The sequence below is a fragment of the Nocardioides kongjuensis genome (genome assembly GCF_013409625.1).
Lineage (GTDB): Bacteria > Actinomycetota > Actinomycetes > Propionibacteriales > Nocardioidaceae > Nocardioides > Nocardioides kongjuensis.
Map to the genome: position 1 here is coordinate 782,830 of NZ_JACCBF010000001.1, position 20,281 is coordinate 803,110.

The 20,281-nt window shown below is 72.0% G+C and carries 18 protein-coding genes and 2 riboswitches; of the genes, 7 read left to right on the forward strand and 11 right to left on the reverse strand.

Going from position 1 to position 20,281, the window contains the following annotated elements:
• The first annotated feature begins 128 nt into the window (after positions 1-128).
• The gene (locus BJ958_RS03710; RefSeq protein ID WP_179725594.1) at positions 129-2,063 is read left to right on the forward strand and encodes an ABC transporter permease; all 1,935 of its coding nucleotides are present in this window, start codon (positions 129-131) and stop codon (positions 2,061-2,063) included.
• Positions 2,060-2,704 carry an alpha/beta hydrolase gene (locus tag BJ958_RS03715; protein WP_179725595.1) on the forward strand — a complete coding sequence of 215 codons (645 nt, stop codon included), beginning with the start codon at positions 2,060-2,062 and terminating at the stop codon, positions 2,702-2,704. Before BJ958_RS03710 ends, BJ958_RS03715 begins: the two co-directional genes overlap by 4 nt.
• Before the next feature lie 2 nt (positions 2,705-2,706).
• On the opposite strand, the gene BJ958_RS03720 is transcribed toward BJ958_RS03715, so the two are convergent.
• Complete coding sequence (locus tag BJ958_RS03720; RefSeq protein WP_218865578.1) at positions 2,707-2,928, reverse strand: hypothetical protein; 222 nt, start codon at positions 2,926-2,928, stop codon at positions 2,707-2,709.
• The gene (locus BJ958_RS03725; RefSeq protein WP_218865585.1) at positions 2,925-4,328 is read right to left on the reverse strand and encodes a glycosyltransferase family 2 protein; all 1,404 of its coding nucleotides are present in this window, start codon (positions 4,326-4,328) and stop codon (positions 2,925-2,927) included. Before BJ958_RS03725 ends, BJ958_RS03720 begins: the two co-directional genes overlap by 4 nt.
• 160 nt (positions 4,329-4,488) lie before the next feature.
• On the opposite strand from BJ958_RS03725, the gene BJ958_RS03730 reads away from it, so the two are divergent.
• Positions 4,489-6,564 (forward strand): putative bifunctional diguanylate cyclase/phosphodiesterase, encoded by a 2,076-nt coding sequence (locus tag BJ958_RS03730; RefSeq protein WP_179725597.1) that lies wholly within the window; start codon positions 4,489-4,491, stop codon positions 6,562-6,564.
• Here the strand turns inward: BJ958_RS03730 and BJ958_RS03735 are convergent.
• Together BJ958_RS03735 and BJ958_RS03740 are read right to left on the reverse strand one after the other, a co-directional pair.
• A complete protein-coding gene (locus BJ958_RS03735) occupies positions 6,558-7,748 on the reverse strand; it encodes an acyl-CoA dehydrogenase family protein (RefSeq protein WP_179725598.1) in 1,191 nt (396 codons plus the stop codon). The genes BJ958_RS03730 and BJ958_RS03735 overlap by 7 nt on opposite strands.
• A gap of 16 nt (positions 7,749-7,764) precedes the next feature.
• A complete protein-coding gene (locus BJ958_RS03740) occupies positions 7,765-8,619 on the reverse strand; it encodes an oxygenase MpaB family protein (RefSeq protein WP_179725599.1) in 855 nt (284 codons plus the stop codon).
• A 51-nt stretch (positions 8,620-8,670) separates the two neighbouring features.
• Here BJ958_RS03740 and BJ958_RS03745 point away from each other — a divergent pair, with 51 nt between their 5' ends.
• Positions 8,671-9,267 (forward strand): TetR/AcrR family transcriptional regulator, encoded by a 597-nt coding sequence (locus BJ958_RS03745; RefSeq protein ID WP_179725600.1) that lies wholly within the window; start codon positions 8,671-8,673, stop codon positions 9,265-9,267.
• On the opposite strand, the gene BJ958_RS28935 is transcribed toward BJ958_RS03745, so the two are convergent.
• From BJ958_RS28935 to gcvT, 5 genes are all read right to left on the reverse strand, one after another.
• Positions 9,191-10,639, reverse strand: coding sequence for a diguanylate cyclase domain-containing protein (locus tag BJ958_RS28935; protein ID WP_218865587.1), 1,449 nt, complete (start codon positions 10,637-10,639; stop codon positions 9,191-9,193). The two genes, BJ958_RS03745 and BJ958_RS28935, sit on opposite strands and share 77 nt — an antisense overlap.
• A 106-nt stretch (positions 10,640-10,745) precedes the next feature.
• On the reverse strand, positions 10,746-12,128 hold the full coding sequence (locus BJ958_RS03755; protein WP_179725602.1) for an L-serine ammonia-lyase: 1,383 nt from the start codon (positions 12,126-12,128) through the stop codon (positions 10,746-10,748).
• Positions 12,128-13,057: a lipoyl synthase gene (gene lipA, locus BJ958_RS03760; protein ID WP_179725603.1), complete on the reverse strand. Its 930-nt coding sequence runs from the start codon at positions 13,055-13,057 to the stop codon at positions 12,128-12,130. The genes BJ958_RS03755 and lipA overlap by 1 nt, the downstream gene beginning before the upstream one ends.
• A complete protein-coding gene (gene gcvH, locus BJ958_RS03765) occupies positions 13,054-13,428 on the reverse strand; it encodes a glycine cleavage system protein GcvH (RefSeq protein ID WP_179725604.1) in 375 nt (124 codons plus the stop codon). Before gcvH ends, lipA begins: the two co-directional genes overlap by 4 nt.
• Positions 13,429-13,464: 36 nt before the next feature.
• Positions 13,465-14,583, reverse strand: a complete 1,119-nt coding sequence (gcvT, locus tag BJ958_RS03770) for a glycine cleavage system aminomethyltransferase GcvT (protein WP_179725605.1) — start codon at positions 14,581-14,583, stop codon at positions 13,465-13,467.
• A 54-nt stretch (positions 14,584-14,637) separates the two neighbouring features.
• A riboswitch (glycine riboswitch) is annotated at positions 14,638-14,740 on the reverse strand.
• Positions 14,741-14,836: riboswitch (glycine riboswitch) on the reverse strand.
• Between the two features lie 85 nt (positions 14,837-14,921).
• Between gcvT and BJ958_RS03775 the strand changes: the two genes are divergently transcribed.
• From BJ958_RS03775 to BJ958_RS03785, 3 genes are all read left to right on the forward strand, one after another.
• Positions 14,922-16,448: an SDR family NAD(P)-dependent oxidoreductase gene (locus BJ958_RS03775; RefSeq protein WP_343052555.1), complete on the forward strand. Its 1,527-nt coding sequence runs from the start codon at positions 14,922-14,924 to the stop codon at positions 16,446-16,448.
• A gap of 87 nt (positions 16,449-16,535) precedes the next feature.
• Positions 16,536-17,753 (forward strand): endonuclease/exonuclease/phosphatase family protein, encoded by a 1,218-nt coding sequence (locus tag BJ958_RS03780; RefSeq protein WP_179725606.1) that lies wholly within the window; start codon positions 16,536-16,538, stop codon positions 17,751-17,753.
• Positions 17,754-17,775: 22 nt separating this feature from the next.
• Entirely contained in the window at positions 17,776-18,126 is a 351-nt protein-coding gene (locus tag BJ958_RS03785) for a UBP-type zinc finger domain-containing protein (RefSeq protein WP_179725607.1), read from the forward strand.
• On the opposite strand, the gene BJ958_RS03790 is transcribed toward BJ958_RS03785, so the two are convergent.
• Complete coding sequence (locus tag BJ958_RS03790; RefSeq protein WP_179725608.1) at positions 18,127-18,651, reverse strand: OsmC family protein; 525 nt, start codon at positions 18,649-18,651, stop codon at positions 18,127-18,129. It lies immediately after the preceding gene.
• A 108-nt stretch (positions 18,652-18,759) separates the two neighbouring features.
• Positions 18,760-20,280 (reverse strand): carboxyl transferase domain-containing protein, encoded by a 1,521-nt coding sequence (locus BJ958_RS03795; RefSeq protein WP_179725609.1) that lies wholly within the window; start codon positions 20,278-20,280, stop codon positions 18,760-18,762.
• Position 20,281: the final 1 nt, after the last annotated feature.

Here is a 20,281-nt window from a genome sequence, read left to right on the forward strand (position 1 = left end):
TGTCCACATTTGTCCTCGGGCCGCCGGCTCCCGGGCACCCGGGGACAGCGCGACGTCGTGTTCGTCACCCTGTTCAGGTACCTGTGACGACCAGTAACGTCTTGGGTACCGAACACCGGAGGTACGCCATGCTCCTCGTTGCTGACCCCACTGCGCCGCCGGCCGGAGGCGCAGCGCTCGACCAGGTCCTGATCGCGGCGGGCGCCTTCGCCGCGATCTACGTCCCGTTGGGGATCTTCCTGCTGCGCGAGCGCGACGGGAAGCCGACCCTGCTGGGGCGGCTCGCCGACCGGGTCGCGGCCCTCGACGGACTACCGCGCTGGGCCGGGCTGCCGGGCTACCTCGCGCTCATCTCGCTGGTCGCGTGCGCCTTCGGCGTCTACTGGGACGTCCCGATCCACATGCAGAACGGGCGCGACGAGGGCCCGCTGGCCAACCCGTCGCACTTCCCGATCATGTTCGGCATCTTCGGCTTCCTTGCCTCCGGCGTGATCTCGGCCGGTCTCGCCAAGGCGCCGCTGCCGCGTCGTACGGTCAGGCTGACCCCGAGGTGGCAGGTGCCGATGGGCACCCTGGTGCTGCTCGGCGCGGGCCTGATCGCGGCCGCCGGGTTCCCGGCCGACGACGTGTGGCACCGGTTGTTCGGGCAGGACGTCACCGAGTGGGGACCGACCCACGTGATGATGATCGGCGGTGCGGTCACCTGCGTGCTGGCACTGCCGCTGCTGTACGCCGAGGCGGCCCAGGTCGGTCGGCCTCCGCTCCGCGGGAGGGCGACCCGACTGGTGATGACCGTCGTGCTCGGGCTGTGCATCATCCCGGTGGCCTTCCTCATGGAGTTCGACCTCGGCGTGCCCCAGTTCCCGGCGACCACGCTGTTCGTCATCTCCGGCTTCCTGACGGGATGGATCTTCGTGGCCGGCCGGGTCTTCCTCGGTCGCGGCGGCGCGCTCGTCACGTGGGGCACCTACCTCGGCATCCGGGTGCTGATCTTCGCGATCACGCTGCCGGTCCCCGACATCCACCGGGCGCACTGGCTGCTCTTCCTCGGCCCGGCTCTGTGCATCGAGCTGCTCGCGCTGGTGTGGCGGGACCGCGGCCCGGTGTTCGCCGGGGTGGCCGGCCTGCTCGCCGGGACGGTCGGCCTGGCCACCGAGTGGTGGTGGATGGGCGTCTTCATGCCGTACCCGCTCCCGCCCGACGCCTCCCAGATGCCCCTGATGCTGGCGGTCGGCGGTGTCGCGGGCGTCGGCGGCGGCCTGCTCGGCTGGTCGTTCGCGCGCCACGTCGAGCGGATCGGCGACTTCGGCCCGAGCGCCGAACCGGGCAGTCGGGTGGTCGTGCCGGGCCGGTGGGTCGGTACCGCGGGAACGCTGGTCTTCATCGCCCTGATGGCCGTCCTCGCCGCCCCTGCCGGGGCCGGCGAGGTGGAGGTGGTCAAGCAGTGCGACGGCGGCGAGTGCCGCACGACGTACCAGCCGGTCGACGGGACCGGCGTGATCATGGGCCACGTCTCCTACGACGACGCCTGCATCGGCACCCAGGGCTGCACGGCCGTCGTGACCGTGCGGGCCGACCCCCGCGACGTGGACGACGCGATCTGGTTCTCCGCGCTGGCCTACCAGGGCAAGAAGGAGCCGGAGTCCCAGCAGCTCGGCGACGGTGTGCTCAGTGTCGCGATGGAGCCGACCGGGCGGGCGGGGGAGTACCGCAGCGCCGAGCCGCTGCCGCTCTACGGTCGCTGGAAGGTGCTGGTCCGGCTGCACCTGCCGCTGCGAACGCTGGTCTCGATCCCCGTCCACATGCCGGCCGACACCGCCATCACGGGACCGGCCGCCGGCCTGGTCCAGGTCGACGACGACACCGACGTCGCCTTCGTCCACGAGCCGTTCATGCTCCAGCGCGAGCGCAAGCCGGACGTCCCGGTCTGGCTGTGGACCACGATGTACGGCGTCGTGATCGCCTCCTGGCTCGGCCTGCTCGCGTTCTACGGCTGGCTGTTCGCCTCGGCGGCCGGGGGTAGGTCGCATCTAGTTGAAGTTTCAAGTAGATTGGAGTCATGACCTCCTTCCCCGACCCCGTCGTGCTCCGCCGGGGCAGCGACGACCCCGCTGCGCCGGTCGTCGTCCTGCTGCACGGCCGCGGCGCCGACGAGGCGTCGATCATCGGCCTCGTCGACCACCTGCCGGCCGGTCCGTCGTACGTCGCCGTGCGGGCGCCGATCGCCGAGGGCGGCGGCTACGCGTGGTTCGCCAACCGGGGCATCGGCCGCCCGGTCGCGGCCTCGCTGGCCGAGACCATGGCCTGGTTCCGGACCTGGCTGGACGCCGAGCACCCCGAGGGCTCCGACCGCTCCGGGGCCCGGCCGGTCGTGCTGGTCGGCTTCAGCGGAGGCGCGGCGTTCGCCGGCGGCCTCGTGCTCGCCCAGCCGGGCCGCTTCGCGGGCGCCGCGATCCTGCACGGCACGCTGCCGTTCGACGCGGGCGTGCCCGTCACGCCGGGGCGGCTGTCCGGCGTCCCCGTCTTCGTCGCCCAGGGCGACGCCGACCGGGTCATCCCGCGCGAGCTGCTCGACGCGACCTGGGCCTACCTCACCGGCGAGGCCGGCTCGGTGGCCACGACCTGGCGCGACGCCGGCGGGCACGGGGTGTCCGCGGGTGCGGTGGCGGCGTTGGGTGAGTGGCTCGTGGGGTTGTCGGGCTGAGCTCAGCGCTCGCCGTCGGGGTAGATGCTGCGGGTCTCGGCCCGCTCGTAGCCGCGCGGCAGGTAGTCCCGGACCCAGATCTTCGGCAGCGCCTTGGCGACCGACAGCGTCACGTAGACCATCGTGTTGATCGCGACGAACGCGGCCAGGACCGCGAACGGGTGCGAGCGGACCAGCGACTCGGGGAACAGGATGCCGAGCGTGGAGAGCAGCGGGGCGTTCATGCGTCCACCTTGTGGCGTGCGGGGGTCGGGGTGTGCTCGCCCCACTGGGCGTTGCGGCCGAGGGACATGTCGACGATCCCCTTGAGGTAGACGATGTCGAGGAACAGCGCGTAGAAGAGCTCGGGGAACAGCGTCGCGGCGAGGATCCGGGCCCGCCAGCCGCCACGCCACACGGTCGCGATGCGCTCGATGGTGAAGACCAGGCCGGTGCCGAGCCAGAACGGGAACCACACCCAGCTGTCGAACGACAGTGCCATGAGCAGCATCAAGAACAGGTAGGCGAACAGCGCGATCACGCCGTACCCGATGCCGAGCTGCTGGGCCCAGTAGCGGAAGGTCGAGGGACGCAGGCCGTACTCGCCGAGGTTCTCCAGGGCACCGCGCTGCCAGCGCAGCCGCTGGGTCCACAGCGTGCGCCAGGTCGGCATGACCTCGGTGACGACGGTGCAGTCGGACGGCGAGACGATCAGGCCGCCGAGCGACTTGAGGGCGAGGGTGATCTCGTTGTCCTCGGTGAGCACGAGGGTGTCGTAGACGTCCCCGGGTACGCCGGGCAGCAGCTTGCCGCGCTCGGCGGCGACGGTGCGCAGGGCGCGCGGGCGGAACACGGTGGCGGTGCCGGTGAGGACGAACACGAGGCCGCGGCGGCGACGCAGGTCGCGCGCGTAGCGGGTGTACTCGTTGCGCTGGAACTGGCCGATCAGGCCCTTGCCGTCCTCGCCGTAGAACAGCCCGCCGACCGCCATCAGCGCCCGGTCCGCGGTCATCCGGCGCACGACCGAGGCGAGGAAGCCGTCGTCGAGCACGGTGTCGGCGTCCATGACCATGACCAGGTCGTTCTCGCCCTGGGTGGGCAGGATCCGGGCCAGTGCCTGGTTCAGCGCGCCGGCCTTCTTGTGGACGTTGTCGACGCTCTCGATCACCTCGGCGCCGCAGCGGCGCGCGATGGCGACGGTGTCGTCGGTGCAGTTGTCGGCGACCACGATGATCCGCTCTGGTGAGCGGGACTGGGCCGTGAGCGAGGTGAGGGTGGCGGCGATGCCCTGGGCCTCGTTGTGGGCCGGGACCAGCACGGTCAGCGTGACCTCGCCGTGGAAGACGCCGCGCGTCTCGGCCATCACGTGGCGCGGGGAGAGGGGCAGGTGGGTGCCGTCGTCGCTGCGCCGCGCCCGGTTGGCGATGCGACGCTCGAGCGTCGCGACCCCGGCGGCGAAGAGCAGGGCGACGCCGCCGGCGGCGGCGAGCGTCGGCACGGTGGGTGCCTCGGTGTCGTAGAGGACGTGCCACACGCCCAGCACGAGGCCGTCGGACGGCCTCGCCCGACCGTGGGCGGTGTCGGAGACCGACCACCACAACAAGCCGGCACCAGCCAGCGCCGTCCCGAGAATGAGCAGTCCCACTGCTCGCTGCAACCAGTGCACGAGATCCCCTTCCCTCCACCACGACCCTAGGCAGGTGCGGCGCGAAAGACCCACGAATGCCGCGATGCCGTCCGATCGACACGCGTAGTCGGGACCAAGGTCCCGATCCCCTCCGATCCTGCGGTCCCGAGCCGAACACATGGTCATGCTCCGCGACGCGACCGACGACGAGCGGCTCCGGCTCATCATCGAGGCGGTGCCGAGTGCGATGGTGCTCGTGGACGCGAACGGCCGGATCGTCCTGGTCAACTCCGAGGCCGAGCGGGCCTTCGGCTACTCCCGTGAGGAGCTGCTGGCCCTGGGCGTCGAGGACCTGATGCCGGAGCGGTTCCGGGCCAGGCACGGGCTCGAGCGGACGTCGTACGCCGTGCACCCGGATCGCCGTGCCATGGGCGTGGGCCGCGAGCTGTTCGGCCTGCGCCGCGACGGCACCGAGATGCCGATCGAGATCGGCCTGAACCCGATCACGGTGGGGGACGACCGCTACGTCCTCGCCTCCATCATCGACATCACCGAGCGGCTGCGCGGCCAGGAGGCACTCGTGGCCGCGCGGGAGGACGCGCTGCGGCGCTCGATCCTCGACACCATGCCGTTCAGCATCATCGCCACCGACGCGAGCGGCAGGATCGTCACCGCCAACCCGGCCGCGGCCGACCTGGTCGGCCGGGCACAGGACGAGCTGATCGGGCGCTCACTGGTCCAGATCGACGGCTCCCAGCGCCAGCTCTACCCCGACGGGACGCCGGTGCTGGCCCACGCGCTCGGAGACGAGGCGGAGTGGACCTACCGGCGCCGGGACGGCAGCGCGGTGCCGGTGCACGAGTGGATCGTGCCGCTGGCGCCCGAGGACGGTGCGCCGGGCGGCTTCCTGGTCGTCGCGTACGACATCACGCAGCGGATCGAGGCCCGCGAGCGCATCGAGCACATCGTCACCCACGACAGCCTGACCAACCTGCCCAACCGCTCGCTGCTCGTGCGCCACCTCGACCAGTCGCTGGAGCGGGCCGAGCGGGAGGGCACCGAGCTGGTCCTGGTCCTGATCGACCTCGACCAGTTCAAGCGCATCAACGACTCGCTGGGCCACCACATCGGTGACGAGCTGCTCATCGTCGTGGCCGAGCGGCTCCTGGCGTGGACCAGGGCCGACGACCTCGTCGCCCGACTGGGGGGTGACGAGTTCGTGCTGGTGCTGGAGGACCTGGTCCCCGGTGCCGACCTGGACCGCCGGCTCCAGGAGCTGATGGCCGACGTGCTCGCGCCGGTCGTCGTGCACGGCTACGAGCTCGCGGTCACGGCCAGTGTCGGAGGGACGCGCTGCCCTGCCGACGGCCGTGACCCGGGCACGCTGCTGAAGAACGTCGACATCGCGATGTACCAGGCCAAGGCGGCGGGGCGCAACGAGATCCGCTGGTTCGAGCCCGCGATGCTCGAGGAGAACAACGACCGGCTCGCCCTGTCGGCCGCACTGCGCCAGGCGCTCGACCAGGACGAGCTCTCCCTCGTCTACCAGCCGCAGGTCGACCTGCTGACCGGCGAGGTGGTCGGCGTCGAGGCGCTCGCCCGCTGGACCAGCCCGAGCCTCGGCCCGGTCCCGCCCGACCGGTTCATCCCGGTCGCGGAGGACGGCGGCATGATCGCCCAGCTCGGCGGCTGGGTCCTCTCGACGGCCTGTACGGCGCTCGCCCGGGTCCAGGAGCAGGTCGGCCGCCCGCTGCGCCTCGCGGTCAACGTGTCACCGCGCCAGCTGCGGGGGCGCGCCTGGCTGGATGAGATCGCCGAGGCCATCGAGGTGGCCGGCATCCAGCCCTCGCAGCTGGAGGTCGAGATCACCGAGGGCCTCCTCATCGAGGACCACGGCGACGTCGTCGCGATGCTCGAGTCGCTGCGCTCGCTCGGCGTCTCGATCGTCGTCGACGACTTCGGCCGCGGCTACAGCAGCCTCGCCTACCTGACCCGGTTCCCGATCGACAAGCTCAAGATCGACCGCTCCTTCGTCCAGGAGATCAGCACCGCGGAGAACGCCGCCATCGTCGACGCGATCATCGTGATGGCCCACGCCCTCGGGATGACGGTGGTCGCCGAGGGGGTCGAGACGCCGGCGCAGGAGCAGTACCTGCGCGAGCGCGGGTGCGACGAGGTGCAGGGCTACCTGTACAGCCCCGGTGTCCCGGCCGGGTCGCTGGAGATGGTGACCCGGGCCCTGTCGCGTCAGTAGGACCGGGGGAGCCCCAGCATCTGGGTGCCGATGTGGGCGAGCACCAGCTCCTCGGCGACGGGGATGTTCTTGGCGATCCGGGCGTCGCGGAAGATCCGCTCGACCGGGTACTCCTTGGAGTACGCCATCCCGCCGAGGGTCTGGAAGGCCTGGTTGGCGGCCTCCCAGCCGACCTGGGCGCCGGTGAGCTTGGCGACGTTGGCCTCGTTGCCGCAGGGCCGGCCCTGGTCGAAGAGCCAGGCGGCGTGGTAGGTCATCAGCCGGCCGAGCTCGGCCTTGGCCTTGATCTGGGCGAGCGGGAACTGCAGGCCCTGGTTGGCGCCGATCGGGCGCCCGAACACCTCGCGCGTCCGGGCGTAGTCGCAGGCGATCTGCAAGGCGGCGTCCGCCGTGCCGATGCCGCCGGAGGCAGCGAGGATCCGCTCGGGGTTGAGCACGTCCCAGAGCACGGCGAAGCCGGCGTCGACCTCGCCGATCACGTGGGCGGCCGGCACCCGGACGTCGTCGAGGAAGACCTGGCTGGAGTGCAGGATGTTGCTGCCCATCTTGGGGATGGGCGTGTAGGACAGCGTGCCCTCGGCCCGTGCCTGCGCGACGTCGACGAGGAAGAGCGTGAAGCCGGCCGTGCGGGGCAGCCCGCGCTCGCGGGTCTCCGCGGCCGGGATGGTGCGGGTGACGGCGACCATCCAGTCGGCGTTCTCGACGTTGGAGATCCAGGTCTTCTGGCCCTTGATGACGAACTCGTCGCCGTCGCGGCGGGCGGCGGTCCTGATCTCGATCGCGTTGCTGCCGGCGTCGGGCTCGGTGAGGGCGAGGCAGAACTGCACCGATCCGTCCGCCAGGCCGGGCAGGATCCGCTGCTTCTGCTCGTCGGTGCCGTGCCGGGTCAGCGTCATCGCGCCGAACCCGGGCGTGGTGACGTAGAAGAACGTGCCGGCGACGCCGCCGGAGGCGCACAGCGTCATGTTGGCGACAGCCAGCTCGAGCAGGCCCTGCCCGCCGCCGCCGTACTCCTCGGGCACGCACAGGCCGAACCAGCCGCCGTTGCCGAGGTCGTCGAAGACCTCCTGCGGGAAGCGGTGCTCCTCCTCGCAGCGCGACCAGTAGGCGTGGTCGTAGCGCGCGGCGACGGCCGCGACGCCCTCGCGGACGGCGAGGGCGCTCTCGGGCAGGTCGAAGTCCATGGTTCTCCTTCGCGGGTCACACGAGCGGGCGGCGGAACCGGCGGCGCAGGCGCATGTCGGCCAGCCACAGGTTGAACGGGAAGCTCCGCAGCACGCGGGGCAGTCGGCGCTCGACGGCACCGAGCGTGCGCAGCAGCCGGTCGAAGCGGCGTTGCTGGCGCGCGGTCCACGGCAACCCCATCGCGTCGCGGAACAGCGGCGGCAGGAAGCCGGTGGTCACGAACAGCACGAACGGCGCGAGCAGGCGCAACGGCGGGGGGAAGTTCTGCAGCCGGGTCAGCGAGAGGAGGTACGACGCCACCGCCGGATCGATGGCGACCTCGGCCTCCGCCTCCTGCCAGTAGCGCCGGAAGGCGGCCCGGTCGGGCGGCCACGCGTCGGCTGGCATCTGCAAGGTGGTGCCGAACCGGGCGCAGTGGGCGTAGAGCGCGTCCGCCTCGGCGTCGGGGAGCGGGCCGTGCATCTTCTCGATCATGTCGACCGTGCCGTGGTAGAGGCAGGCAGCGACCCAGGTCTGCAGCCGCGGGTCCATCGCGCGGTACTGCACCTTCTCGCCGGGCCGCGACACGACCTGCGCGTGCTGGCGGTTGACCTCCTTGCGGAAGGCGGCCCGGTCCTCGTCGGTGCCGAGCAGCGCGACGGCGAGGTAGGTGAACGTGGTCCGGCCGCGCTTGAACGGCCGCTTGGTGGCGGCGCCGTCGTGGACCCGGCTGTTCATCACGCCGTACCCGACGCCGGGCCAGCTCAGCTGCATGATCACGTTGGCCGGGCCGGCGAGGTGGGCGCCGATCCCGGAGACGTGGTCGCGCATGTCGAAGCCGGCAGGCACGGGCAGGTCGCGGACCTTCGGAACCGGGGAGCTGGTCGCCATGGCGGCAACGCTAGCCTTTTGTTGGCAGAGTGCCAATAGTAGGTTGGGGCCATGACCGAGACGGCCCGACGCCAGCGCCTCGCCCCCGACGAGCGGCGCGAGCAGATCCTGGTGGCGGCCGAGCGGCTGTTCGCCGCACAGTCGTACGCCGAGGTGTCGACCACCCGGATCGCCCACGAGGCGGGCGTCGCGCGCGGCCTGCTCAACCACTACTTCGGCGACAAGCGGACCCTCTACCTGGAGGTCGTACGACGCGCGTCGCTGCTCCCGACCCTCGAGGACGTCCCGCTGCCCACGGGCTCGCTGACCGAGCGCGTCGACGCGGCCGTCCACTGGTTCCTCGGCTCGATCACGCCCGAGCGGGCGACGTACCTGACCGTCCGTGCGGCCGAGGGCGTGGGGGAGGACGCCGAGGTCCGCGCGATCCTCGACCAGGCGCAAACCCTGGCGGCGGGCCGGGTGCTGGAGATGGTCGGCGGTGACCCGCAGGACCTGGCTGCGCGGGCCGTGGTGCGCTCCTTCGGGGAGCTGGCGCGGGGCGCGATCAGGGAGTGGTCGAGGGAGGCGACGCTCAGCCGCGAGCAGGCCCACCTGCTGCTGCGCGAGGCGCTCCTGGCCATCGTGCGCCGCGTGCTTCCCGGTCTCTGAGCCCGGCGCCGCCGGCGGGCTTGGCGTCGTACATCGCGCGGTCGGCGGCCGCGAGCAGCGAGCGGGGCGTGCTGGTGCGCTCGGAGACGGCGGCGCCCACGCTGGCCGTGATCCGGTCGTACGGCGCGTCCGAGGCCTGGCCGTAGGGGAGCGCGACCCGCTTGCGGACCCGCTCGGCGCACAGCTCCAGCTCGGCCGGGTCGCCCAGCCCGGGGCAGAGCACGACGAACTCGTCGCCCCCGAGCCGGGCCACGGTGTCGCCGGGGCGGGCCACCTCGGTCAGCCGGCGGGCGATCTCGACCAGCAGCAGGTCGCCCTCGTCGTGGCCCCAGGCGTCGTTGACCAGCTTGAACCCGTCGAGGTCGAGGAGCAGCACGCCGACCGTCTCCGGCGGGTCGCGGCGCAGGAGCTCCTCGAGCCGCTGGTTGAGCAGTGTCCGGTTGGCCAGCCCGGTCAGCGGGTCGCGCAGGGCGAGGTCGCGCAGCTCGGCGATCAGCTCGTTGCGCGAGTCCCGGAACAGGGCCAGGGTCAGCACGGCGAGGGTGACGCTGCCGACCATGCCCTGGGCGAGCAGCGCCTGACGCTCCGGGGGCAGGTCCTGCAGCACCCCGTGGTCGAGGAGGGTGCCGGTCAGGATCGCCAGGCCGGCGCCCGCCGCGAAGAGCGTGCTGGTGGTGGTCGTGTAGCGCAGCGAGACCCACAGCGCCGGGAGCATCACGGCGAAGGCGGTCGGGTTCCCGGGGTTGACCCAGAACACCCGGACGAACACGAGGACCACCACGCTCGCGCAGGCGACGGTCTCGACGACGCGCGCGGTCGTGAAGTGCGGCCGGCGCCACTGGGCGTCGCGCAGGCGCAGGACGACCACCAGGCCGACGAGAGCGGTGACTCCGTTGCGGACGGCGAACAGGGCGAACGTCTCGAGGAGGTCGTGGTGGCCCTGCTGGGCGAAGAAGGCTGTCGCGAGCGCGGCTGCGCAGACCGTTCCCGCCGCCACGGCGGCCGTCACCCGGCCGAGGTCGGCGGGGTCGCGCAGGACCGCGGGGCGACCGCCGTACCCGAGGGCCGTGGCCGCGACCGCAGCCAGGACGAGGTTCACGCCGGTGAACCAGGCCGACAGGCCGACCGGCGCGCCGGTCGTCAGGTTGACGCCGAAGGTCAGTGCCGCGAGGCCGGACCAGTGGAGCGCCGCCTGCACGCGCGGGAGGTCGCGTGCATGCAGCCCCCACAGGACGGCGACCGCGGCCGCGGGCCACACGAGCGACACCTCGCTGCCGTCGACCCGGCTCGCCCGGCCGGCGAGGATGGCCAGGGCGTACGCCACCGCGAACCCGACCCCGGGCAGCACGGCCCGGAAGACGCGTCGTGCCACGGCTCGTGCTCCCCTCTCATCGACTGCGCTCACGGGGCACATCGGCAGGGGGTACGACGACCGAAGCAGTCTGGTGAGGCCCGTGCGACGAGAGGGACCGGGGTCCTCAGCACTCGATGACGTTGACGGCCAGGCCGCCGCGCGAGGTCTCCTTGTACTTGGTCTTCATGTCGCGACCCGTCTCCCGCATCGTCTTGAGCGCCTTGTCGAGGCTGACCTTGTGCGAGCCGGTGCCGTGGATGGCCAGCCGGGCCGCGTTGATCGCCTTCACCGAGGCGATCGCGTTGCGCTCGATGCACGGGATCTGGACCAGACCGCCGACCGGGTCGCAGGTCAGGCCGAGGTTGTGCTCGATGCCGATCTCGGCGGCGTTCTCGACCTGCTCCGGGGAGCCGCCGAGGACCTCGCACAACGCTCCGGCCGCCATCGCGCAGGCCGAGCCGACCTCGCCCTGGCAGCCCACCTCCGCGCCCGAGATGGAGGCGTTCATCTTGGCGAGGATGCCGATCGCCGCGCCGGTCAGCAGGAACCGGACGATGCCGTCGTCGACCTGCTCCCGGGGCAGGTCCTTGGCGACGAAGCGCACCCAGTAGTGCAGCACCGCCGGCACGATGCCGGCCGCGCCGTTGGTGGGCGCGGTGACGATCCGGCCCCCGGACGCGTTCTGCTCGTTGACGGCCAGCGCGAACAGGTTGACCCAGTCGATGACGTCGAGCGGGTCGTCGCTCCCGGTCGCGCAGAGCGTGGCGTAGAGCTCCGGGGCGCGTCGCGGCACCTTGAGCCCACCGGGCAGGACGCCCTCACGGTGGCAGCCCTCCTCGACGCACGCCGCCATCACCCGCCAGATCTCGAGCAGGCCCTCTCGCACCTGTGCCTCGCTGCGCCAGGTCAGCTCGTTGGCGAGCATGACGTCGGAGACGCTCATCCCGGCCGCCCGGCAGGCAGCGAGCAGCTCGCCGCCGGTCGTGAACGGGTGCGGCAGCACCGTGTCGTCCACGACCACCCGGTCGGCACCCACCTGCGTGTCGTCGACCACGAAGCCGCCGCCCACGGAGTAGTAGGTGCGGGCGCGCAGCTCGGCCCCGTCGGCGTCGTACGCCGTGAACACCATGCCGTTGGGGTGCGCCGGCAGCGACTGGCGCCGGTGCATGACGACGTCGTCGGCCTCGAAGGCGATGACCTGCTCGCCGGCGAGCCGGAGCTGCTCGCGCTCGAGGATGGCCGCCACCCGGGCGTCGTAGGTCGCCGTGTCGGTGGTCGCCGGGTCGTCACCCTCGAGCCCGAGGATGACGGCCTTGACCGAGCCGTGCCCGTGGCCGGTCGCGCCGAGCGAGCCGAACAGCTCGGCCCGCACGCGCGCGACGCGCGGCAGCTCCCCGTCGGCCGCGAGGCCGGCGGCGAAGGTGTGCGCCGCGCGCATCGGGCCGACCGTGTGCGAGGACGACGGCCCGATGCCGATCGAGTAGAGATCGAAGACGCTCAGCGCCATCACTGGCTCCTGAGTTCCATGGCTCGACGGTACAACCGTCCTGCACGGTAGGACGAGCGCACGAGTGGTCCGGAGAGCACGCCGGCGAAGCCGATCTCCTCGGCCTCGGTGGCGAGCTCGACGAACTCCTCGGGCTTGACCCATCGTTCGACGGGGTGGTGCCGCACGCTGGGGCGCAGGTACTGGGTGATGGTGACCAGCTCGCAGCCTGCGTCGTGGAGGTCGCGGAGGGCCTGGGAGACCTCGTCTCGGGTCTCGCCCATGCCGAGGATCAGGTTGGACTTGGTGACCAGTCCGAACGTGCGGGCCTGGGTGAGGACGTCGAGGGAGCGTTCGTAGCGGAACGCGGGGCGGATCCGCTTGAAGATGCGTGGGACGGTCTCGACGTTGTGGGCCAGGACCTCGGGGCGGGACTCGAAGACCTCGGCGAGCAGGGAGGGGTCGCCGTTGAAGTCGGGGACCAGGTTCTCCACGCCGGTGTCGGGGTTGAGGTCGTGGATGGCGCGGACGGTCTCGGCGTAGAGCCAGGCGCCGCCGTCGGGCAGGTCGTCGCGGGCCACGCCGGTGATGGTGGCGTACTTGAGGCCCATGGTCTGCACGGACTCGGCGACGCGTCGGGGTTCGTCGCGGTCGAGGGGTTGGGGCTTGCCGGTGTCGATCTGGCAGAAGTCGCAGCGTCGGGTGCACTGGTCGCCGCCGATGAGGAAGGTGGCTTCCTTGTCCTCCCAGCACTCGAAGATGTTGGGGCAGCCGGCTTCCTCGCACACGGTGTGCAGGCCTTCGGACTGGACCAGCTTCTTCAGGCCGCGGTACTCGGGGCCCATCACCGCCTTGGTGCGGATCCACGAGGGCTTGCGCTCGATCGGGGTCTCCGCGTTGCGGACCTCCAGCCGGAGGAGCTTGCGCCCCTCCGGCACGACGGCCGTCATGCCGAGGCGATCAGTGCGTCGTACGCCGCGGCGTCCATCAGCTCGCCGTTCGCGCTGACCTTGACGACGAACAGCCAGCCCTCGCCGAACGGGTCGCTGTTGACCAGGCTCGGGTCGGCGTCGACGGCCTCGTTGACCTCGACCACCTCGCCGGTGACGGGCGCGTAGAGGTCGCTGACCGACTTGGTCGACTCCAGCTCGCCGCAGGACTCGCCGGCGGTGACGGTGCTGCCGACGGCCGGCAGGTCGACGTAGACGACGTCGCCGAGGGCGTCCGCGGCGTACGCGGTGACGCCGACCTTGGCGTTGTCACCGTCGACGGCGATCCACTCGTGCTCGGCGGTGTACTGGAGGTTGGTGGGGTTGCTCATGGTGTCTCTCCTCGAAGTCGGTGGGGTGTCGCTGGGTCAGCTGTTGCGCTTGTAGAACGGGAGCTCGACGACGTCGGCGTCCTCGAGGGTGCCGCGCAGCGACACCTGGACCCGGGTGCCCGGGGTGGCGAGCGCCGGCGGGACGTAGGCCATCGCGATCGGCTTCTCCAGCGTGGGGGAGGGCGATCCGCTGGTGACCACGCCGACCTCGGCGCCGGTGGCCGGGTCGACGACCGGGTAGCCCGCACGCGGCGAGCGGCGACCGGTGGAGACCAGGCCGACGAGCGTGCGCCGCGGGCCCTCCTCCTTGCGCTGGGCGAGCGCCGCCTGGCCGACGAAGCCCTCGGGCTTGTCGAGCACGACGATGCGGCCCAGGTTGGCCTCGTACGGCGTGGTGTCGCGGTCCAGCTCGTGGCCGTAGAGCGGCATCCCGGCCTCCAGGCGCAGGGTGTCGCGGCAGGCGAGGCCGGCGGGGACCAGGCCGTGGGACTCGCCGGCCGTGCTGAGCGCGTCCCAGACGGCGGCGGCGTCGCCGGGCCTGCAGTAGACCTCGAACCCGTCCTCGCCGGTGTAGCCGGTGCGGGCGAGCAGCACGTCGATGCCGGCGACCGTGCCCGCGTCGATGGCGTAGTACTTCAGCGACGGGACGTCGAGCTCGGTCAGACCGGCGAGGATCTCCGCCGACGCGGGGCCCTGGACCGCGATCAGCGCCCAGTCGGTCGAGGTGTCGGTGACGGTGACGTCGTAGCCCTCGGCGCGGGCGACCAGCTCGGGCGCGACGACGGCGACGTTGCTGGCGTTCGCGACGACGAGGTAGTGCTCCTCGGCGAGGCGGTAGACGACGAGGTCGTCGATGATGCCGCCGTCCTCGGCGCAGATCATCGAGTAGCGCGCGCGGCCGACGCCGATCGCGGACGGGCGGCCGACCAGGGCGTGGTCGAGCGCGGCGCCGGCACCGGGGCCGACCAGCTCGACCTCGCCCATGTGGGTCAGGTCGAACAGACCGGCCGTCGTGCGCACGGCGCGGTGCTCGGCGGTCTCCGAGCCGTAGCGGACCGGCATCTGCCAGCCGGCGAAGTCGGTGAACGACGCGCCGAGGGCGGCATGCACGTCGTGCAGCGGCGTGAGCCGCGGGGTCGCTGAAGGTGTGGTCATCGGGAGGCTTCCTCGTGAAGAGCGCAGCGGTACGCCGCGCTCGTGGCTGGGTTGCCTCCCCGCTCTGTCATCGCTACCTGAGAGCTTCACCGCCCGGTCGGGCGGCTTGCACCGTGGGTGCGGGCCGGTGGGTCCGGTCCGACTTTCCAGAGTTCGCCTCGTCCCGGCGGTCAGGGGGCCTGAGAGATTCTTGGGGAGATTTGCTCCTTCGGCGCCCGTCCTCGTGGGACTGGGACTCTCCCGCCGGGGTTCGAACGGCGCGATGTTGAGTTGTGACGCGCATCATGGCGCAGGGTGAGCATACGGCATCCGCCGGCCGGCGCCCGTACCATCGGGCGGTGCCTCGCCCCGACTCCGACGAGCAGCTGACCGGGATCGACCCGGAGGAGCTCGCCATCACCCTCAAGGTCCTCCGCCAGGTCCCGCTGCTCGACCCCGAGCACGACGACGTGCGCACCATGAAGCGCGCCGCGTCGTACATGTACAAGCTGATCAAGAAGCAGCGGCGGGCCGAGATCCGGATGGAGCGGCAGCGGCACGACCAGGACATCATCGAGAGGACGGCGACCGGGTCGCCGATGCGGATCGACGACGAGACCGCCGGCATCCCGCTGGTCTCCACCGCGCAGGGTGCCTTCGCCGGTGAGCTGCTCACCGCGCGCGGGTGCTACATCTGCAAGGAGGACTTCACCCTCGTCGACGCGTTCTACCACTGGCTGTGCCCGCGCTGTGCCGCGATGAGCCACGCCAAGCGCGACCAGCGCACCGACCTCACCGGCAAGCGTGCGCTGCTGACCGGCGGTCGCGCCAAGATCGGCATGTACATCGCGCTGCGCCTGCTCCGCGACGGTGCGCACACCACGATCACGACCCGCTTCCCCAAGGACGCCGTACGCCGCTTCGCCGCGATGGAGGACTCCGCCGACTGGCTGCACCGGCTCAAGGTCGTCGGCATCGACCTGCGCGACCCCACCCAGGTCATCTCGCTCACCGACGACGTCGCCGCCGACGGACCGCTCGACATCATCATCAACAACGCCTGCCAGACCGTACGACGCCTGCCGGGCGCGTACACGCACCTGATCGACGGCGAGAACACCGCGCTGCCCTCCGCCGAGTCGCTCGGTGTCGCGGCGCTCCCGGAGATGGTCACCTTCGACCGGATCTCCGAGGCGCACCCCGCCGCCATCGCCGGTGCCCTGTCCTCGACGGCGGTCGCGCACCACGACGGGGAGTCGGCCGAGGCCGCGCTCGCGGCCCACAACGCGGCCTCGATGACCGCGCTCGCGCTCAAGGCGGGCGGCGCCTCGCTGGAGGCGCACCTGGCCGGGACCGCGATCGATGCCGGCGGCCTGATCCCCGACATCCAGGACAACAACTCCTGGACCCAGGTGCTCGACGAGGTCGACCCGCTCGAGCTGCTCGAGGTGCAGTTCTGCAACTCGATCGCGCCGTTCCTGATCAACTCGCGACTGCGCCCCGCGCTGCGTGCCGCCGTGCAGAACGGCGCCCGCCGTGCCTACATCGTCAACGTCTCGGCGATGGAGGGGCAGTTCTCCCGCCGCTACAAGGGCGCCGGGCACCCGCACACCAACATGGCCAAGGCCGCGCTCAACATGATGACCCGGACGTCGTCGGGCGAGATGTTCGAGACCGACAAGATCTTGATGACGGCCGTCGACACCGGGTGGATCACCGACGAGCGGCCGCACCACGAGAAGCTGCGGATCGCGGCCGAGGGCTGGCACGCCCCGCTCGACCTCGTCGACGGCGCGGCGCGGGTCTACGACCCGATCGTGCGCGGCGAGGCGGGCGAGGACCTGTACGGATGCTTCGTGAAGGACTACGAGCCCTCACCCTGGTGAGCCATTGAGTACGGTCCGATCGGTCCTGTCATCACCTTTTTGTGGTACGGACGTGCATCCGCGCGAACTTTGGCCGAAGGTAAAGGCATGCGTCGCCTGCTGTCGTTGATGACCGTCCTCGCCGTCTCGCTCGGTGTGCTGTCCGCGCTGTCCCCGGCGAGCGCCGCCGGCCGTCCGGCCGCGCCCTGGGTCTCGGGACAGACCGTGACGGGCGGCTCCGTCACCGTGAGCCTCGACTGGGACTACGCCGGTCCGGGCAGGTACGAGGTCCTCGTGTCGACCGCCGGGCCCGACGTGTACCCCGGTGACGCGGTGCAGAAGCGGGTGCCGGCCAGCCCCACCCACGCCGACGTGCCGGGGCTGGTGCCCGGGACGACCTACTGCTACGCGGTGACGCTCGAGGGCAACGGCGGCGAGCGCAGCTGCAAGGTGACCCCGCCGGCCTCGCGGGCCGTCGTACCGACCGCGACGTCGACCACGGCCGCCACCTTCAACCTGCGCTGCGGCTCGAAGTCGAACTGCAACAGCGGCTGGAAGTGGAAGAAGCGGCAGAAGCAGGTCGTCGCCGACATCGACCGGATGAACGCCGACATCATGGTGTTCGTCGAGGGCCACGTCGCCCACAAGTACGGCAAGAAGAAGCTCTGGATCGGCAAGGCCATGGCGCAGCGCGGGTACACGCTGGCCTGCCTGACCCAGAAGGGCAAGAAGCGCCGGCTCTACAGCCAGACCCTCTACGTGCGCGCCGGTGTGTACGACGTGGTCGACGCCAAGCACAACAGCACGGGCAGCCGCTTCAAGAGGTTCGGCGACCGCGACCACGGGTTCTGCCAGGCGCTCCTCCAGCACCGGGCCAGCGGCAAGCAGGTCGCCGTCGCCGCGATCCACCTCCGCGACGGCAAGGCGGACGGCACGCGCCAGCAGGAGACCGCCTACGTGGTCAACCGGGTCACCAGCGCCTTCCCCGGCCGGCCGACCGTCGTGCTCGGCGACTTCAACTCGCACCGCGGCCTCGACCGGCGCGGTCAGACCGACACGCCGCGCATGGTCATGGAGGGCGCCGGCTTCGCCGACGCCAGCGACATCGCCGCGCACCTGACCTACCCGTTCCTCAACTCCGCGCACGCGTTCAAGACCGACCCGCCGCGCTCGAGCACCTGGCCGACCCACGTCGACCGGATCTTCGTCTCGCCGGGCATCACCGTGCCGAGCTGGGAGAACATCGCGGTCCTGGCCGGCGGCCGGTACGCCACCCCGATGGCCTCCGACCACAACCCGATCAAGGCGACGCTGTACATCCCCTGACCTGAGTTCCTAGGGTCGGGGCATGGCCGAGGAGATCCCCGCGATCGCGACCGACGTCCCGCCGAGCGGCCCGGGCTGTGCCGAGTGCACCGCCGTCGAGGGCTGGTGGGTCCACCTGCGGCGCTGCGCCGCGTGCGGGCACGTCGGGTGCTGCGACAGCTCGCCCGCCCAGCACGCCTCCGCGCACTTCCGCGAGAGCGGGCACCCGATCGTGCAGTCCTACGAGCCGGGTGAGGACTGGTTCTGGGACTACGCCAGCGAGGACTACTACGCCGGGCCGGAGCTGGCGGCCCCCACCAGCCACCCCGACGACCAGCCCGCACCCGGACCGCGGGACCGGGTGCCGGGGAACTGGCGCGAGCTCATCCACTGATCAGGCGAGCGTGACCTCGACCGGCACCGCGTTGCGGAGCGTGTGACCCACCGGTGAGCTGGCGAGCACCGCGGTGTGCAGCGCCTCCAGCTCCTCGCGGGACGAGGGGGAGTCGAGGGTGACGCTCGCGCGGATCGCGCCGAACCCGGCATGCCCCTCGGCCAGGCCGAGGAAGACGTGGAGGTCGAGGTCGCCCTGCAGGTCGATGCGCAGGTCGCGGATCTCGATGCCGGCGACGGTGGCGTTTGCGGCGTACCCGACCGCGAGGCAGTTGCCGAGGGCGCCGAGCAGCTGCTCGACGGGATTGGGGGCGGTGTCGCCGCCGCCGAGTGCCGGCGGCTCGTCGGAGCGGGTCGGGGCGAAGCCGCGCACCGAGGCGTGCGACGCGAAGGCGCCGTCCCAGGTGACGTGGGCAGCCCAGGTGGTCGCGGCCCTGGTCGGGTCGTCCTGGACCGCGCGGACCAGGCCGGTGACGGCCTCGAGGTCGACGTCGTTGAGGCGGGAGCTGGTGGAGGTGGTGGTCATGGATCAAATATGAGTGAAACGCTCATATTTGACGAGGGGCGGGGCGAGGTCGTGGCGGGGTGGCCGGGAACGCCTTGCACCGGCCGGTGCCGCTGCGAGGACCGTGCGTCAGCCTCGACGACCCGCCGCGGCCCTGAGCGTCGCTGCGACGACCGTGCGGGTCTCGGCCGGGTCGATGACGTCGTCGATCTCGAACACCCGCGCCGCGTTGAGGGCGCTGGCATGGGTGCGCAGCTCGGCGGTGTGCCGCGCGACCGTCGCCTCGCGCTCGTCCTCGGGCAGCGCGGCGAGCTCACGTGCCATCGCCAGGCGCACGGCGCCCTCCAGGCCCATCGGGCCGAGGTGGGCGTCCGGCCAGGCCACCGTGAGCAGCGGGCGGTGGGTGCTGCCGCCGAGCATGGCCTGGGCGCCGAGCCCGTAGCCACGGCGCAGCACGACGCCGACCAAGGGCACGCTCAGCCGGGCGCCGGCGCTGACCATCCGTGCGGCCTGCCGGACCAGGCCGGTCCGCTCCGCCTCCGGGCCGACCATGAAGCCGGGGGTGTCGACGAGCGAGACGACCGGCAGGCCCCAGCGCTCGCACAGCTCGAGGAAGTCGGCGGCCTTCGCGGACGCGTCCGCGGTCAGTGCGCCGGCCAGGTGGGTGGACTGGTTGGCGACGATGCCGAGCGGGATGCCCTCGACCCGGGCGAACGCGGTGACCAGCTCCGGCGCCCACGCCTCGCGCAGCCAGGTCACGCTGTCGACGTCGGCGAGCGCCTCGACGACCGGGCGCACGTCGAAGGCCTCGCGGTCGTTGGCCGGCAGCATCGCGCGCAGCGTGGTCTGGTCCTCGGCCGCGCCCGAGCCGGTCGGGCCGTCGAGGTAGCCCAGCAGCCGTCGTACGACGGCGACGGCCTCCTCCTCGTCGTCGACCACCACGTCGATCACGCCGTTGGCGGCCTGCTCGTCGACCGGGCCGATCTCCTCGGCGGCGTACTGTCCGAGTCCGCCGCCCGCGATCATCGCCGGCCCGGCCATGCCGAGGTTCGCGTCGGGCGTGGCGACCCGCAGGTCCGCGCACCCGGCGAGCACCGCGTTGCCGGCGAAGCAGCGGCCGGACACGACCGCGATCCGCGGGACGACGCCCTCCAGCTCGCCCCAGAGCGCGAACGAGCCCACGTCGAGCGCGGAGACGATCGGCAGGTCGACGTCGCCCGGCCGCCCGCCACCGCCCTCGGTGAAGAACACCGTCGGCAGGCCCATCCGGCCGATCAGCTCGATCAGCCGGTCCGACTTGCGGTGCCCGCGCATGCCCTGGGTGCCGGCCATGACGAGGTAGTCGTAGGACAGCACCGCGGCCGGTCGTCCGTCGATCGTGGCAGTGCCGCCGACGATGCCGTCCGCGGGCGCCTCGACGACGAGCTCGGCCAGCGGCCGGCGCTGCTCCTGCGCGGCGGTGATGAAGCGCCCGTACTCCACGAACGAGCCGGCGTCGACGAGGTCGGCGATGTTCTCGCGAGCGGTACGACGACCGCGGGCGTGCCACCGGGCGACCTTCTCGGGACGGGCCTCGTCGGTGGTGAGGAAGCGGCGGGCGAGCAGCTCGGTGAGGCCCTGCGCGGGCGCGTCATCAGGTGCGTCGGTCACC

Excerpts from the sequence above, each read along its gene's own strand:
- BJ958_RS03710 (WP_179725594.1), top strand. The coding sequence starts at position 129 with ATGCTCCTCGTTGCTGACCCCACTGCGCCGCCGGCCGGAGGCGCAGCG.
- BJ958_RS03715 (WP_179725595.1), top strand. The coding sequence starts at position 2,060 with ATGACCTCCTTCCCCGACCCCGTCGTGCTCCGCCGGGGCAGCGACGAC.
- BJ958_RS03720 (WP_218865578.1), bottom strand. The coding sequence starts at position 2,928 with ATGAACGCCCCGCTGCTCTCCACGCTCGGCATCCTGTTCCCCGAGTCG.
- BJ958_RS03730 (WP_179725597.1), top strand. The coding sequence starts at position 4,489 with ATGGTCATGCTCCGCGACGCGACCGACGACGAGCGGCTCCGGCTCATC.
- BJ958_RS03735 (WP_179725598.1), bottom strand. The coding sequence starts at position 7,748 with ATGGACTTCGACCTGCCCGAGAGCGCCCTCGCCGTCCGCGAGGGCGTC.
- BJ958_RS03740 (WP_179725599.1), bottom strand. The coding sequence starts at position 8,619 with ATGGCGACCAGCTCCCCGGTTCCGAAGGTCCGCGACCTGCCCGTGCCT.
- BJ958_RS03745 (WP_179725600.1), top strand. The coding sequence starts at position 8,671 with ATGACCGAGACGGCCCGACGCCAGCGCCTCGCCCCCGACGAGCGGCGC.
- BJ958_RS03755 (WP_179725602.1), bottom strand. The coding sequence starts at position 12,128 with ATGGCGCTGAGCGTCTTCGATCTCTACTCGATCGGCATCGGGCCGTCG.
- lipA (WP_179725603.1), bottom strand. The coding sequence starts at position 13,057 with ATGACGGCCGTCGTGCCGGAGGGGCGCAAGCTCCTCCGGCTGGAGGTC.
- gcvH (WP_179725604.1), bottom strand. The coding sequence starts at position 13,428 with ATGAGCAACCCCACCAACCTCCAGTACACCGCCGAGCACGAGTGGATC.
- gcvT (WP_179725605.1), bottom strand. The coding sequence starts at position 14,583 with ATGACCACACCTTCAGCGACCCCGCGGCTCACGCCGCTGCACGACGTG.
- BJ958_RS03780 (WP_179725606.1), top strand. The coding sequence starts at position 16,536 with ATGCGTCGCCTGCTGTCGTTGATGACCGTCCTCGCCGTCTCGCTCGGT.
- BJ958_RS03785 (WP_179725607.1), top strand. The coding sequence starts at position 17,776 with ATGGCCGAGGAGATCCCCGCGATCGCGACCGACGTCCCGCCGAGCGGC.
- BJ958_RS03790 (WP_179725608.1), bottom strand. The coding sequence starts at position 18,651 with ATGACCACCACCTCCACCAGCTCCCGCCTCAACGACGTCGACCTCGAG.